Origin of the sequence: Microbacterium sp. NPDC056569, from assembly GCF_042793475.1 — a bacterium.
GTDB lineage: Bacteria > Actinomycetota > Actinomycetes > Actinomycetales > Microbacteriaceae > Microbacterium.
The window spans coordinates 1-14,681 of sequence record NZ_JBHTUV010000012.1 but is presented as its reverse complement, the minus strand read 5'-3'; the positions used below and the strand labels follow the sequence as shown (position 1 = coordinate 14,681).

13 protein-coding genes are annotated in these 14,681 nt (G+C 69.9%); 6 read left to right on the top strand and 7 right to left on the bottom strand.

Annotated elements, in window-relative coordinates; all coding sequences use genetic code 11:
• Positions 1-25: 25 nt before the first annotated feature.
• From ACFQ7C_RS14610 to ACFQ7C_RS14590, 5 genes are all read right to left on the bottom strand, one after another.
• A complete protein-coding gene (locus ACFQ7C_RS14610) occupies positions 26-832 on the bottom strand; it encodes an SURF1 family protein (RefSeq protein ID WP_378902882.1) in 807 nt (268 codons plus the stop codon).
• Positions 833-930: 98 nt separating this feature from the next.
• Positions 931-2,049, bottom strand: a complete 1,119-nt coding sequence (locus ACFQ7C_RS14605) for a GuaB3 family IMP dehydrogenase-related protein (protein WP_378902879.1) — start codon at positions 2,047-2,049, stop codon at positions 931-933.
• 105 nt (positions 2,050-2,154) lie between these two features.
• Complete coding sequence (locus ACFQ7C_RS14600; RefSeq protein WP_378902499.1) at positions 2,155-3,843, bottom strand: ABC-F family ATP-binding cassette domain-containing protein; 1,689 nt, start codon at positions 3,841-3,843, stop codon at positions 2,155-2,157.
• A 67-nt stretch (positions 3,844-3,910) separates the two neighbouring features.
• Positions 3,911-4,195 carry a DUF2277 domain-containing protein gene (locus ACFQ7C_RS14595; protein WP_378902496.1) on the bottom strand — a complete coding sequence of 95 codons (285 nt, stop codon included), beginning with the start codon at positions 4,193-4,195 and terminating at the stop codon, positions 3,911-3,913.
• 191 nt (positions 4,196-4,386) lie between these two features.
• Entirely contained in the window at positions 4,387-5,067 is a 681-nt protein-coding gene (locus ACFQ7C_RS14590; protein ID WP_378902493.1) for a TetR/AcrR family transcriptional regulator, read from the bottom strand.
• Between the two features lie 94 nt (positions 5,068-5,161).
• Here ACFQ7C_RS14590 and ACFQ7C_RS14585 point away from each other — a divergent pair, with 94 nt between their 5' ends.
• Entirely contained in the window at positions 5,162-6,634 is a 1,473-nt protein-coding gene (locus tag ACFQ7C_RS14585) for an MFS transporter (RefSeq protein WP_378902490.1), read from the top strand.
• Positions 6,635-6,679: 45 nt separating this feature from the next.
• Here ACFQ7C_RS14585 and ACFQ7C_RS14580 read toward each other — a convergent pair whose 3' ends face one another.
• Positions 6,680-7,300, bottom strand: a complete 621-nt coding sequence (locus tag ACFQ7C_RS14580) for a TMEM175 family protein (RefSeq protein WP_378902487.1) — start codon at positions 7,298-7,300, stop codon at positions 6,680-6,682.
• A 138-nt stretch (positions 7,301-7,438) separates the two neighbouring features.
• Here ACFQ7C_RS14580 and ACFQ7C_RS14575 point away from each other — a divergent pair, with 138 nt between their 5' ends.
• Positions 7,439-8,545 (top strand): FAD-dependent oxidoreductase, encoded by a 1,107-nt coding sequence (locus tag ACFQ7C_RS14575; RefSeq protein WP_378902484.1) that lies wholly within the window; start codon positions 7,439-7,441, stop codon positions 8,543-8,545.
• A 79-nt stretch (positions 8,546-8,624) separates the two neighbouring features.
• On the opposite strand, the gene guaB is transcribed toward ACFQ7C_RS14575, so the two are convergent.
• Positions 8,625-10,127, bottom strand: a complete 1,503-nt coding sequence (guaB, locus tag ACFQ7C_RS14570) for an IMP dehydrogenase (protein ID WP_378902481.1) — start codon at positions 10,125-10,127, stop codon at positions 8,625-8,627.
• A gap of 380 nt (positions 10,128-10,507) precedes the next feature.
• Between guaB and ACFQ7C_RS14565 the strand changes: the two genes are divergently transcribed.
• The 4 genes from ACFQ7C_RS14565 (at position 10,508) to ACFQ7C_RS14550 (ending at position 14,624) form a co-directional block, all read left to right on the top strand.
• Positions 10,508-11,791, top strand: coding sequence for a branched-chain amino acid ABC transporter permease (locus ACFQ7C_RS14565; RefSeq protein ID WP_378902876.1), 1,284 nt, complete (start codon positions 10,508-10,510; stop codon positions 11,789-11,791).
• Between the two features lie 10 nt (positions 11,792-11,801).
• A complete protein-coding gene (locus ACFQ7C_RS14560; RefSeq protein WP_378902478.1) occupies positions 11,802-12,779 on the top strand; it encodes a branched-chain amino acid ABC transporter permease in 978 nt (325 codons plus the stop codon).
• Positions 12,780-12,876: 97 nt separating this feature from the next.
• Positions 12,877-13,824 carry an ABC transporter ATP-binding protein gene (locus ACFQ7C_RS14555; RefSeq protein ID WP_378902873.1) on the top strand — a complete coding sequence of 316 codons (948 nt, stop codon included), beginning with the start codon at positions 12,877-12,879 and terminating at the stop codon, positions 13,822-13,824.
• 77 nt (positions 13,825-13,901) lie between these two features.
• The gene (locus ACFQ7C_RS14550) at positions 13,902-14,624 is read left to right on the top strand and encodes an ABC transporter ATP-binding protein (protein ID WP_378902870.1); all 723 of its coding nucleotides are present in this window, start codon (positions 13,902-13,904) and stop codon (positions 14,622-14,624) included.
• The last annotated feature ends 57 nt before the right edge of the window (positions 14,625-14,681 follow it).

The following is a 14,681-nucleotide window of genomic DNA, read 5'->3' as shown; positions in this document are numbered from 1 at the left end:
GCTCAGGGCTGCGGGCGTCCCCGGTTCAGGAGGTCGCAGGTTCGGGATCGCCCTCCGCCTCGCGGCGGTCGTCCTCGAAGTCCTCGACCTCCTTCTCCCACGCGTCCTTCGCGAGGCGGTACCAGAGGTAGAAGGCGAAGCCGGCGAACACGGCCCACTCGACGGCGTAGAAGATGTTGAGCCAGTTGATCCCCGAGCCCTCGACCGGGGCCGGCGACGAGATCGCGTCGAGCCCGGCGACCGCGTCGACGGAGGCGATGTACGGGCGGTACACGAAGAGGGCGTCGACGTCGTGCCACTGCCCGAGCAGCGCGGCAGGCGACATGCGCGTCAGCGTCTGCGGATCCTCGCCGCGGGGCGGAAGGACCGGCCCCTCGTCTGAGATCAGACGCCCTGTCACCTCGACGGTCTCGGAGACGGATGCGGCGCCCTCGAGCTCCTCGATGGCCGCACGTGCGTCGTCCTCGCTGGCGGCCCACCCGAGCGCCACGGCGACCGAGGCCGGGCCGACGGTCGCGCTCACGTCGGGATCGATGCGCAGCTGCCCTGTCACCCAGTAGCCCAGGGCGCCGTCGTTGTAGCGCGACTCGACGATGAGGAAGTCCTCGGGCACCCAGGTACCGCGGGTCTCGACGCGCTGGCCGACCAGCGGCTCCGGGAGGTACTCGCCCGGCAGCGCCACGTCGGCCAGGGGCTGCACCTCCTCCGTCGCGCCCGGGGGCACCGGATTCGTCAGCACCGCGCGACCCAGCTGCCACTGCCCGAGCCAGGCGAACACTCCCGCGACGACGAGGCAGAGCAGCAGCATCCCGATCCATCGCGGGCGCAGCATCACCTCGCGCAGCGTCGGCGGGAACGCTTCGGCAGGCTCTGCGACCGGAGGGTCCGGCTCAGCCGCTCCCGTCGGGTCGGGGTCGGTCATGGCATCCGTCATCCCGCGGCATACGGCGCGACGACGACCTCGACGCGCTGGAACTCCTTGAGGTCGGAGTACCCGGTCGTGGCCATCGACTTGCGCAGCGCGCCGATGAGGTTCGCGGTGCCGTCGGCGACCGGCGCGGGGCCGTAGAGGATCTCTTCGAGCGACGCGACCTGGTCGACCTTCACGCGGCGGCCGCGCGGAAGCTTGGCGTGGTGCGCCTCGGGGCCCCAGTGGAAGCCTCGGCCCGGAGCATCCGTCGCCCGCGCCAGCGCCACGCCCAGCATGACGGCGTCGGCGCCCATCGCGATCGCCTTCACGATGTCGCCCGACGTGCCCACACCGCCGTCGGCGATGACGTGCACGTAGCGCCCGCCCGACTCGTCGAGGTAGTCGCGGCGCGCGCCGGCGACATCGGCGACCGCGGTCGCCATCGGGGCGTGGAGGCCCAGGGTCGCGCGCGTCGTGGACGCCGCTCCCCCGCCGAAGCCGACCAGCACGCCCGCCGCGCCCGTACGCATGAGGTGCAGGGCCGCGGTGTAGGTCGACGCGCCGCCGACGATGACGGGGACATCGAGGTCGTAGATGAACTTCTTGAGGTTCAGCGGCTGGTCGACGCTCGAGACGTGCTCGGCCGACACGGTGGTGCCGCGGATGACGAAGAGGTCGACACCGGCGGCGACGACGGTCTCGTACAGGTCCTGGGTGCGCTGCGGGGTGAGGGATCCGGCGACCGTCACGCCCCCGGCGCGGATCTCGGCGAGCCGGTCGCGCACGAGCTCGGGCTTGATGGGCTCGGCGTACAGCTCCTGCATGCGGCGGGTCGCGGCGGCCTTCTCGAGGCCGGCGATCTCGGCGAGCAGCGGCTCGGGGTCGTCGTAGCGGGTCCAGAGGCCCTCGAGGTCCAGCACGCCGAGGCCGCCGAGCTGGCCCAGCATGATCGCGGTGCGCGGGCTGACGACCGAGTCCATCGGAGCACCCAGCACCGGGATGTCGAAGCTGAAGGCGTCGATCGTCCACGTGGTCGAGACGTCCTCGGGGTTGCGGGTGCGCCGCGACGGCACCACCGCGATGTCGTCGAACGTGTAGGCGCGACGCGCCCGCTTGGCCCGGCCGAGTTCGATGTCCATGCTCACGCCGTCCAGCCTACCCGGCGGCCCTCGCGCGCCTCGAAACCCCGGCGCGACTCCGACGGCGTGGGTCACGGATGCCGCGGGGCTCGGCATCCGTGATCGTCAGCGCGCCCGCGCGACGCGCGTCTCGTCCCAGACCGGCTCGGTCGACTCGAAGACACGCCCGTCCGAGCCGAAGACCAGGAAGCGGTCGAAGGACTTCGCGAGCCACCGGTCGTGCGTGACCGCGAGCACGGTGCCCTCGAAGCGGGCGAGGGCGTCCTGCAGCGCTTCGGCCGAGACGAGATCCAGGTTGTCGGTCGGCTCGTCGAGGAGCAGCAGCGTCGCGCCCGAGAGCTCGAGCAGCAGGATCTGGAAGCGCGCCTGCTGCCCGCCCGACAGGCTGTCGAACGTCTGCTCGGCCTGGGCGACGAGACCGTAGCGGTCGAGGGCGCTCGACGCGGCCTCGCGGGGCAGGCCGGCGCGGGCGTCCTCGCCGCGATGGAGGATGTCGAGCAGCGTCTTGCCGTCGAACTCGGGGTGGCGGTGCGTCTGCGCGAACCAGCCGGGCACGACACGCGCTCCGAGGATGCCCCGGCCGGTGTGCGCCACGGGCTCGAGCCCCGCGCCGGTGGTGGTCAGGTGCCCGAGCCGCCCGTCGGGGTCGGTGCCGCCGCGCGCGAGCAGCCGCAGGAAGTGCGACTTGCCCGAGCCGTTCGAGCCGAGCACCGCGACCCGGTCGCCGAACCACACCTCCAGGTCGAACGGCTTCATGAGCCCGGTGAGCTCGAGCTGCTCCGCCACCACCGCGCGGCGCCCCGTGCGTGCGCCGCGGAGGCGCACGTCGAGGTCCTGCTCCTTCGGGCGCTCCTGCGGCGGGCCGGCCTCCTCGAACTTGCGCAGCCGCGTCTGCGCGGCGCGGTACCGAGAGGTGAAGGTGTCGTTCGCGGTGGCCTTCACCTTGAGGGTCGCCACGAGCTCCTTGAGCTTGACGTGCTGCTCGTCCCAGCGGCGGCGCAGCTCGTCGAGGCGCGCCATCCGGTCCTCCCGCGCGCGGTGGTAGGTGCCGAAGCCGCCGCCGTGCACCCACGCCGTGCTTCCGGCGCCGCCCGCCTCGAGCGTCACGATGCGGTCGGCGGCGCGCGCCAGCAGCTCACGGTCGTGCGACACCAGCAGCACGGTCTTGTTCGTCTCGCGCAGGCGCTCCTCGAGCCAGCGCTTGCCGGGAACGTCGAGGTAGTTGTCGGGCTCGTCGAGCAGCAGCACCTGGTCGGGGCCGCGCAGCAGCGCCTCGAGGGCGAGCCGCTTCTGCTCGCCGCCCGACAGCGTCGTGAGCTCGCGGAATCGTGCTCGCGAGAACGGGATGCCGAGGGCCGTCGTCGTGCACGTGTCCCACACGGTCTCGTACTCGTAGCCGCCGGCCTCGGCGTAGTCGGCGAGCGCCCCGGCGTACCTCATCTGCGTGTCGAGGTCGTCGTGCTCGATGATCGCCGCCTCGGAGTCCTCGAGCTCTCGCGCGGCGCGGCGCACGCGGTCGGGGGCGACGGCGATGAGGAGGTCGTGGACGGTCTGCCCCGCCTCGCCGTGGCCGACGAACTGGTCCATGACGCCGAGGCCGCCGTCGATCGAGACGACGCCCGCGAGCGCGGGCGTCTCACCGCGGATGATGCGCAGCAACGTGGTCTTGCCGGCGCCGTTCTGGCCGATGAGCGCCGTCGTCGACCCCTCGCCCACGCGGAACGAGACCTCGTCGAGGAGCGGCCGCCCGTCCGGCAGCGCATACGAGACGGCGGCGATGTCGATGTAGCCCACGGTGTTCCCTGTCTGCTCCGTCCGGCATCCGTCGCCGTGCAGGGAGCCGACCAGACTACCCCACGGGTCAGGCGGCCGGAGCGGCGTAGCGGCCGGACTTGATCGCGCGTTCGCGCGCCTTCGCCGCCTCGACCTCGCGGTTCTTCGGCGGTGCCACCGCGACGAGGTCGTCGAGCAGGTGCTGCGTGATGTGGGCGATCTCGTGGACGGCGCGGTCGAAGGCCTCCTGGTTCGCCTTCGACGGCTTCGTGGTGCCCGAGATCTTGCGCACGTACTGGAGCGCGGCGGCGTGGACCTCTTCGGACGAGGCTGCGGGCTCGAAGTTGTGGAGCGTGTGGATGTTCCGGCACATGCCCCCGACCCTACGCCGCGCCCCCGACGCGGGCCAGGGCGGCAGCATCCGTTCCCGACGTCCGCTCGTTCACATCGCGTGCTGTCACCGAGGCCACCCGTTGTGCGCGCCAACGACGCATGTACTCGGTGAGAACACGTGATGTGAACGGATGCTGCGGGCCGCAGCATCCGTCATCCGAACCGAGTCGCCTACCAGCGGTCGATGCCGCGCGGGAGCACCTCGAGGACGTGGGGCAGCTCGGTGGGGAAGCAGGAGCGGAAGAGCTCGGTGATCTGCGGGTCGGAGCCGTAGTCGTCGACGATGCGGAGGCCGATCATCGTGCTGATGAGCATGCCCTCGGCCATGAACGCGCGCGAGTCGTCGGCGTCGAGCCCCATCTCGTCGCGGAAGAACCGCCACACGGTTGCGAACCCCTTGCGGGCGGCCGCACCGATCGCGGGGTGGCTGCCCAGCAGGTAGGCGTGTGCCAGCGTCTGGTGGAGGCCGCGCACCTCGATCAGGTCGACGTACGCCTGGCCGATGCGCTTGGCGGCGGCCTTCTCGGGGGTGATGTCGGGGTCGTGCGGGGCGTCGGTGTCGGCGAGCGCGGCGCGGAAGCCCGCGAGCATGCGGGCCAGGGCATCATCGAGCGCGGCGAGGAAGAGGTTCTCCTTCGAGCCGAACAGCCGCACCACGTACGGCTGGCTGACGCCGGCCGCGCGGGCCACCTCGTCGGTCGTCGCGCCCTCGTAGCCGCGCGCACCGAACACCGCGAGAGCGGCCACCAGGATCTGGCGCCGGCGCTCTTCCGACGAGAGGCGCTTGCCGGTTTCGGGAACCGCCTCCTCCACGCCGACGGCGCCGGTGCCGCTGAGTCCGGGAGATGTCATGCCGAAAGGTTATCAGCGAATGACTTGACTTTGTAATCAGTCGATTACTACATTGTCTCCAGCAAGTAATCATCGAATTACAACGGAGCTTCCCGTGACCGACACCACCCTCACCGCGGCCCCGCGCCGCACGCGGCCCTTCGCGCTCGTGCTGGCCGCAGCATCCCTTCCGATGTTCATGGCCACGCTCGACAACCTCGTCATGACGAACGCGCTCCCGGTGCTGCACCGCGAGATGGGCGCGAGCGTCGAAGAGCTGCAGTGGTTCGTCAACGCGTACACGCTGGCGTTCGCCGGCGCGATCCTCATCGCCTCGGCGCTCGGCGACCGGTTCGGCCGCCGCACCCTCTTCGCGATCGGCATCGCCGTGTTCGGCGTGGGATCCGTGCTCGCCGCGCTCAGCACCGACCCGGGTCAGCTCATCGCCGCCCGCGCGGTGCAGGGCCTCGGTGCGGCGGGGGTCATGCCGTTGTCGCTCGCGCTGCTGAGCGGTGCCGTGCCGCCGGCGCGACGCGCGCTCGCGATCGGCATCTGGGGCGGCGTCTCGGGCCTCGGCGTCGCCGTCGGCCCGCTCGTCGGCGGGGCCATCATGGAGGGCTGGGACTGGCAGGCGATCTTCTGGATCAACGTGCCCGTCGCGATCATCGCGATCCCGCTTGCGCTCGTCGTCCTGAACAACGACTTCGGCGCCCGCGTGCGCATCGACGTGCCGGGTGCACTGCTCGCCGCCGCCGGTGTGCTCGCCCTCGTCCACGCGATCGTCCGCGGCAACGACGACGGCTGGGACTCGCTCGGCGTCATCGCCGAGATCGTGCTCGGCACGCTGCTCGTCGTGGCATTCCTCTGGTGGCAGACCCGCGCCAAGGCGCCGCTCATGCCGCTGCGCCTCTTCCACGACCGCTCGTTCTCGATCACGAACATCGTCGGCTTCGCGTTCAGCTTCGGCACGTTCGGCGCGGTGTTCATCCTCATCCAGTACCTGCAGGTCGTGCAGGGCTCGACGCCGTTCGAGGCCGCCCTGCAGACCACCCCGTGGACTCTCGCGCCCATGGTCGTCGCCCCGATCGCCGGCATCCTCGCCCCGCGCGTCGGCACACGGCTGCTGCTGGTGCTCGGCCTCGCCCTGCAGGGCGTCGCCCTCACCTGGATCGCCGCGGTCATGTCGACCGACCTCGACTACCCCACCCTGATCGCGCCGTTCATCATGGCCGGCGTCGGCATGGCCCTGGTGTTCGCCCCGTCGGCGACGGCGCTGCTCGCGACCCTCGGACTCATCGACCACGCCAAGGCGTCGGGCGTGAACTCCACCGTCCGCGAGCTCGGCGTGGCCCTCGGCACGGCAGTGATGACCGCGATCTTCGTCAGCGCCGGCGGCGAGCTCCTCCCCGACCTGTACGTCGACGCCGCGCGCCCCGCCGTGTTCACCGGCGCCGCGGTGCTGTTCGCCGCGACGATCGTGGCGCTGTGGCTGCCGGCCGGGAAGGGGACGGATGCTGCGGCTCCCGGCTCGCCGGAGGTCGAGGCTGAAGAGACCGACCCCGCGGAGGTGCTGCGCGCCGGCGTCTGAGCGATCGCGCGGAACCCGGGGCGGTCGTCCCGGGCTTCCGGCGTGTCAGTTCTTCCCGCGGAGCAGGCGGGTGAACACGCCGTCGAACGCGAAGAGCAGGAAGGCGAGGGACCCGATCCACGGCGCCAGCACCACGACGAGCGCCGAGATGATCAGGGCGCTGAGCGAACTGCGGCCGTAAGCGACAGCATCCGCGCGGCTCATGTCGGGCAGCAGCACGTCGTGCTGGCGCACCGCCCACTGCCATTGCAGCCAGCTGAACAGAATGGCGAGGAAGAAGGTCACCGGCATGGCGAGCCGGCCCGCGAGGTAGTCGGAGTACTCGGTCGTGAGGTTCGTGGCGAACGGCACAAGGACGATGAACAGCAGGCGTGCGTTGTTCAGCCACACCGTCGTCGAGTCGACGCGGGCGACGTGCTCGAACTGCTGCACGTGCACCATCCACATCAGGCACAGCAGCACGAAGCTCAGTGCGAAGTTGAGGAAGAGCTCGCCCATGCCGCCGATCGCCGCCCACATCTCGGCGTCGGAGTCGACCTCACCGAGGGAGTGCTGCGTGAGATCGAGCACGAGCAGCGTCGCCGCGATCGCGAAGACGCCGTCGGTGAACGCCTCGAGACGCGTGGTCCGCTGCGTCGCCAGAGGATGCCGCCGCTGCCTGATCATGGCGCCAGGTTAGCGACACCGTGCGCCGCAGCGCCCGTCACACTCCGTCACCGCCCCCTCGGCAGCGGCACGCGGTGCGATTGGATGGGAGCGGAGACGGATGCTGCGCCCCTCTGCATCCGAGACCGTGGAGGCCCCGTGACCGAGCATGTTCCGTACGTCGTCGTCGGCGCGGGCGCGATGGGCCTCGCGACGACGTGGCAGCTCGCGCGCCGCGGCCACCGCGTGGTCGCGCTCGAGCGGTTCGAACGCGGTCACACCCGTGGCGCCTCCCACGGCGCGACCCGCAACTTCAACAACGCCTACGCGGCGGCGCACTACCTCGACCTGCTCACCCTCGCCCGCAGCGAGTGGGACGAGCTCTCGCGCGCGACCGGAGAGCCGCTGCTGCGCCTGCACGGCCTGCTGACGCACGGCGACGACGCGGTCGTCGCCCAGGTGCACGGGGCCCTGGTCGGCCGAGGCGAGCGCGCGGAGGTGCTCACCGCGAGCGAGGCGGCCCGGCGCTGGAGCGGCATGCGGTTCGACGCCGACGTGCTGTTCACGCCCGGCGCGGGAGTGGTGCGCGCCACGGCCGCGCTCGAGGCGCTCGAGCGCGGCGCGCGCGGCTACGGAGCCGACGTCCGGTTCGGGCACCGCGTGGTCTCGCTCGACGAGCGCGCCGACGGCGTGACGCTGACGGTCGAGGCCGGCGGCGAGCGCCGCGACCTCGTCGCCGAGACCGTGGTGGTGACGTCGGGAGCCTGGACCCCCGGCATCCTTCCGCCGTCGTTCCCGCTCCCCCGGCTCACCGTGACCGAGGAGAGCCCTGCGCACTTCGCCCCGATCGCAGCCGACCCGGTGTGGCCGTCGTTCAACCATCTCCTGCCGCGCGAGCGGTACCCCGCGAACGTCTACGGCATGCCGACGCCGGGCGAGGGCGTCAAGGTTGGCTTCCACCTCGTGGGGCCGGTCGTCGACCCCGACGCGCGCACCTTCCACCCGGTGCCCGCGCTGGCAGGGCAGCTGCGCGACTACGTGGCCGAGTGGTTCCCGGGCCTCGACGCCGACTCGGCCGCGCCGATCAGCTGCACGTACACCTCGACGGACTCGCAGGACTTCATCCTCGACCGCCGCGGCCGCCTCGTCGTCGGCGCCGGCTTCTCGGGTCACGGCTTCAAGTTCACGCCCGCGGTGGGTTCGGTCCTCGCCGACCTCGCGACAGACGAAACGGCCCGGGCGGCCGAGCCCTTCCGCCTCCCCTGACGCGGTTCGACGGCAGAGAAACGGATGCTGCCGCCCTGCGCAGCGCGCGGGGCCGCAGCATCCGTCTCGCTGAAGCGGGCTACTTCTTGTAGTTGGGGGCCTCCACGACGATCTGCACGTCGTGGGGGTGCGACTCCTTGAGGCCGGCCGCGGTGATGCGGACGAACTTGCCCTTGGCCTTGAGCTCGTCGATCGTGCGGGCGCCGACGTAGAACATCGACTGACGCAGGCCTCCGACGAGCTGATAGGCGACGGCCGAGACGGGGCCGCGGTAGGCGACCTGGCCCTCGATGCCCTCGGGGATGAGCTTGTCGTCGGTGGGGACGTCGGCCTGGAAGTAGCGGTCCTTCGAGTAGGACGTCTTCTTGCCGCGGGTCTGCAGCGCGCCGAGCGAGCCCATGCCGCGGTACTGCTTGAACTGCTTGCCGCCCTGGAAGACGATCTCGCCCGGCGACTCGTCCGTGCCGGCGAGGAGAGAGCCGAGCATGACGGTGTCGGCGCCGGCGACGAGCGCCTTGGCGATGTCGCCCGAGTACTGCAGGCCGCCGTCGGCGATCACCGGGATGCCGGACTCGCGGGCGGCGAGGTACGCCTCGTACACGGCCGTCACCTGCGGCACGCCGACGCCGGCGACGACGCGCGTGGTGCAGATCGAGCCCGGTCCGACGCCGACCTTGACGGCGTCGACGCCCGCGTCGATGAGCGCCTGCGCGCCCTCGCGGGTCGCGACGTTGCCGCCGATGATGTCGATGTGGTCGAAGCTCGCGTCGGCCTTGAGGCGGCGGACGATGTCGATGACGCCGGCCGACTGGCCGTTGGCAGTGTCGACGACGAGCACGTCGACGCCCGCGTCGCGCAGCGCCTCGGCGCGCTGCCAGGCGTCGCCGAAGAAGCCGATGGCGGCGCCCACGCGCAGGCGGCCCTGCTCGTCCTTGGTGGCGAGCGGGTACTTCTCGCTCTTGTCGAAGTCCTTGATGGTGATGAGGCCCGCGAGCGTGCCGTGCTCGTCGATGAGCGGGAGCTTCTCGACGCGGTGCTGGGCGAAGAGCGCGATGACCTCGCCCGCGCTGATGCCGACGCGGCCGGTGACGAGGCCCTCGGTCGTCATGACGTCGCGCACCTTGGTGGTCTGGCGCTCGAAGCCCGAGACGAAGCGCATGTCGCGGTTCGTGACGATGCCGACGAGGTGGTTGTCGTCGTCGACGACCGGAAGGCCCGAGATGCGGTACTGCGCGCAGAGCGAGTCGACCTCTTCGATCGTCGCGTCGGGGGTGGTCGTGATCGGGTCGGTGATCATGCCCGACTCGCTCCGCTTGACGCGGTCGACCATTGCGGCCTGATCCTCGATCGAGAGGTTGCGGTGGATGATCCCGAGACCGCCTTCGCGCGCGATCGCGATCGCCATGCGCGACTCCGTCACCGTGTCCATCGCGCTCGAGATGAGCGGGGTCGCGACGGTGATGCGTCGCGTCACTCGGGACGAGGTGTCGGCTTCGCTGGGGATCACGTCGGTGTGGCCGGGCAGCAGCAGCACATCGTCGTAGGTCAGTCCGACGAAGCCGAAGGGGTCGTTGTGCTCCATGGGGGTCTCCTCGCGCGGGCGCGCGCGTGCTCTCGGGGTGGACGGCGGCGGCCGGTGCGCTCGTGACGCTCCGTACTCGATTCTAAGCGCCGCAGGGCGCCGTTTGTTCCCGCAGCAACGGCACGCGCGGGCGCGCGCGAGGGCGACAGGGCGAAGCGGGGGCCGTCCGGTTTCGATCGGATCACTTATCCACATGTGACCTTGGGCGAAACAGGGACGACACATTACAGTCGTAGCGTCGTCATCACGGCCGATGCGACCCGAGCTTCGGTGTCCGCGTGGTGTGCCGAACGGGAGGTTCTGTGGGTCCTACGACTGTGACCACGATCAACAGCCGCCGATGGATCCTCGTGATCTTCGGCCTGCTGCTGGCCGCGGGAATGGTGTTCCTGTCCGCACCCACGGGTGCGCACGCGGACGCCCCCGACACCCCCGGTGGGGACCAGGAGCAGACCGACTTCTACTTCGGCGGCATAGTCACCAATGAGGGAGAGCCCGTCGAGGGCGTGACGATGTCCATCGAGGGCAACGGCTTCGACGCCGAGACCGTCACCAACGCCGAGGGCCGCTGGCGGCTGTACGTCCCCGAGAAGGAGGAGTACGTCCTCACCATCGACGAGGACACTCTCCCCGACGGGGTCATCGTCGACCCCGAGCAGCTGCCCGAAGGCACCCAGCCCATCCAGGGCACCACCGGATCCTTCGAAGTCTCCTTCGGTCTGACGAACAGCAAGATCCTCAACCTGTTCCTCGGCGAGGGCGAGCGCGTCACGGCGACGGCGTTCGACCGCGTCGTCGCCCTCGTGATCAACGGCCTGAACTTCGGCCTGCTGCTCGCACTCGCCTCGATCGGCGTCTCGCTGATCTTCGGCACCACGGGCCTGACCAACTTCGCGCACGCCGAGATGGTGACCTTCGGCGCGATCGTCGCGCTCGTCTTCGGCACGTTCCTCTCGTGGCCGATGTGGATCGTGATCCCCCTGGTCGTCGTGTTCGGGGCGGCATTCGGCTGGGCTCTCGATGCGGGACTGTGGAAGCCGCTGAGACGCAAGGGGCTGGGGCTCGTGCAGCTCATGATCGTCAGCATCGGTCTGTCCCTCGCGCTGCGCTACACGTTCCAGTTCTTCATCGGCGGCACGAGCTATCAGCTTCCCGGAGCCGGAGCGACCAAGATCCGCATCCTCGGTCCGATCAGCCTGTCGATCATCGACATGATCTCGATGGGCATCAGCATCGTCGTGATCGTCGGCGTCGCCTTCTGGCTGGTGCGCACCCGGGTCGGCAAGGCGACACGAGCGATCTCCGACAACCCGGGGCTCGCCGCCGCCTCGGGAATCGACGTGGACCGCGTCATCCGCATCGTGTGGATGATGTCCGCCGCCCTGGCGGCCCTGGCCGGCATCCTGTGGGCCTACTTCCGCCCGGGTGTGCGGTGGGACATGGGCGTGCAGATCCTGCTGCTGATCTTCGCCGCGGTGACCCTCGGCGGTCTGGGCACCGCGTTCGGCGCGCTCATCGGGTCGATCATCGTCGGTCTGCTCGTGGAGATCTCCACGCTCTGGCTGCCACCCGACCTCAAGTACGTGGGCGCGCTCGCCGTGCTCATCATCGTGCTGCTGGTCAGACCACAGGGAATCCTGGGTCGCAAGGAACGAGTGGGATAGGGGCCGCGAGATGGATTGGGGACAGATCTTCAACAACACCGCGAGCTGGATCCTTCAGCCGACGACCATTGCGTACGCGCTGGCGGCTACCGGCCTCGCTGTCCACTTCGGCTACGCGGGTCTGCTGAACTTCGGTATGGCCGGCTTCATGGCGATCGGGGCGTACTCGTACGCGATCTCGATCCTGACCTTCGGCCTTCCCTGGTGGGTCGGCATCCTGATCGGAATGGTGGGCGCGACGATCTTCGCGTTCATCCTCGGTATCCCGACGCTGCGACTGCGTGCCGACTACCTCGCCATCGTGACCATCGCGGCGGCCGAGATCGTCCGTCTGCTGTTCACGACGACCGTCTTCGACGAGTTCACCAACTCGGCGGACGGGCTGGGCGGCTATCACGCCGGCTTCCGCGCGGCCAACCCGTTCCCCGAAGGCACCTACGGCTTCGGGCCGTGGACGTGGAGCGCCCAGGAGCTGTGGGTGCGTGTGTTCGGACTCTTCCTGCTCGCGATCGCGATCTACCTGGTGTGGGCCCTCATGCGCAGCCCCTGGGGGCGCGTGCTCAAGGGCATCCGCGAGGACGAGGACGCCGTCCGGTCTCTCGGCAAGAACGTGTTCGCCTACAAGATGCAGGCGCTCGTCATCGGCGGCATCTTCGGCGCCCTGGGCGGCGTGGTCTTCGCGCTGCCCTCGGCGGTGATCCCGGCCACCTACACGACGTCGATCACGTTCTTCCTGTGGACGATCCTGCTCCTCGGCGGCGCCGCGACGGTGTTCGGCCCCGCCGTGGGATCGGTGATCTTCTGGGTGATCATGGCGTTCCTCGACAACGTCCTGCCGGCCTTGGCCAGCGAGGGCATCCTGCCGATGACTCCGATCCAGGCAGGCATCCTCCGGTTCATCCTCGTGGGCGTCGCGCTCATGCTCATCGTGATCTTCCGCCCTCAGGGCATCTTCGGAAACAAGAGGGAGCTGACCTTTGTCAAGTAACCCGCCCAGCACGCCCGAACCGGCACCCGACGCCGCGGCAGCCGCGCCCGCGGGCTCCGCGTCCGCCACCGGTTCGGTGCCGACGGCGACCGGGTCGATCCGGCGCCCCAAGACCGCGGGACTCGCGAAGGGCGACGCCGCTCCCGGCGTCGCCAAGAACGACCCGATCCTGGTCGTGGACGGTGTGACCCGTCGATTCGGGGGCCTCACCGCCGTCGACGTCGATCACCTCGAGATCCCGCGCAACGCGATCACGGCTCTCATCGGCCCCAACGGCGCAGGCAAGACCACGCTGTTCAATCTCCTCTGCGGGTTCGACAAGCCCAACTCGGGGACATGGTCGTTCGACGGAACGCAGCTGTCAGGCATCCCGTCGTTCAAGGTGGCCCGGATGGGCCAGGTGCGCACGTTCCAGCTCACCAAGTCGCTGTCGCTGCTGACGGTGCTCGAGAACATGAAGCTCGGCGCTACCGGACAGAAGGGCGAGGGCCTGTTCGCGAGCATCGTCCCTGCTATCTGGCGCAAGCAGGACAACGGCATCGAAGACAAGGCGATGGACCTGCTCACGCGCTTCAAGCTCGACGCGAAGGCAGACGACTACGCGGCGTCGCTCTCGGGCGGTCAGCGCAAGCTCCTCGAGATGGCGCGCGCCCTCATGAGCGATCCCACGCTCGTCATGCTCGACGAGCCGATGGCCGGCGTGAACCCCGCGCTGACGGAGTCGCTGCTCGACCACATCCTCGACCTCAAGGACCTCGGCATGACGGTCCTGTTCGTCGAGCACGACATGCACATGGTGCGCCACATCGCCGACTGGGTCGTCGTCATGGCCGAGGGCAAGGTGGTCGCCGAGGGTCCGCCCGACACGGTCATGGAGGACAAGGCGGTCATCGACGCGTACCTGGGCAGCCACCAGGACGTCGACCTCGGCGTTGTGACCGGGCGCGTCGCGGGCGAGCTCGACACTTCTGCCGTCGAACTGCTGGAAGAGATCAAAGAGGCCGAGGAGGCCGCGATCGCCGAGGCCGAGGAGGAGACGAAGTGAGCCCTTCGACAAGCTCAGAGAACGGCGCAGGGTCGCCGGCTGCGGCGGGCGTCGCCGAGGCTGCCAAGAGCGAACGCATCGTCGTCGATGTCAAGGACCTCACGGCGGGCTATCTGCCCGGCATCAACATCATCAACTCGGCGAACCTCGTCGCCCGCAAGGGTGAGCTCATCGGGATCATCGGCCCGAACGGCGCCGGCAAGTCCACGCTGCTGAAGTCCATCTTCGGGATGGTGAAGGTGCGGGGCGGCGACATCACCGTCGACGGCGAGAGCGTGGTCGGGCTGAAGTCCGACAAGCTCGTGCAGCGCGGCGTCGGCTTCGTGCCGCAGACGAACAACGTCTTCCCGTCGCTCAGCATCGAAGAGAACCTGCAGATGGGCCTGTATCAGCGCCCGAAGGTCTACGCCGAGCGGCTCGATTTCGTCACCGGCATCTTCGCCGAGCTCGGCAAGCGGCTCAAGCAGCGCGCGGGTTCCCTCTCGGGCGGTGAACGCCAGATGGTCGCGATGTCGCGCGCCCTCATGATGGACCCGTCGGTGCTCCTCCTCGACGAGCCGTCGGCGGGCCTGTCCCCCGTCCGTCAGGACGACGCGTTCATCCGCGTCTCGGACATCAACAAGGCGGGCGTGACCACGATCATGGTCGAGCAGAATGCCCGCCGATGCCTGCAGATCTGCGACCGCGGCTACGTCCTCGACCAGGGCCGTGACGCGTATGAGGGCACCGGCCGCGAGCTGCTCAACGACCCCAAGGTCATCGGGCTCTACCTCGGATCCCTCGGCACGGAAGGGCACTGACGGGCGCCTCCCCTCAGACGACAAGAAGCGGAGCGGATGCCTCGACCCGAGGCATCC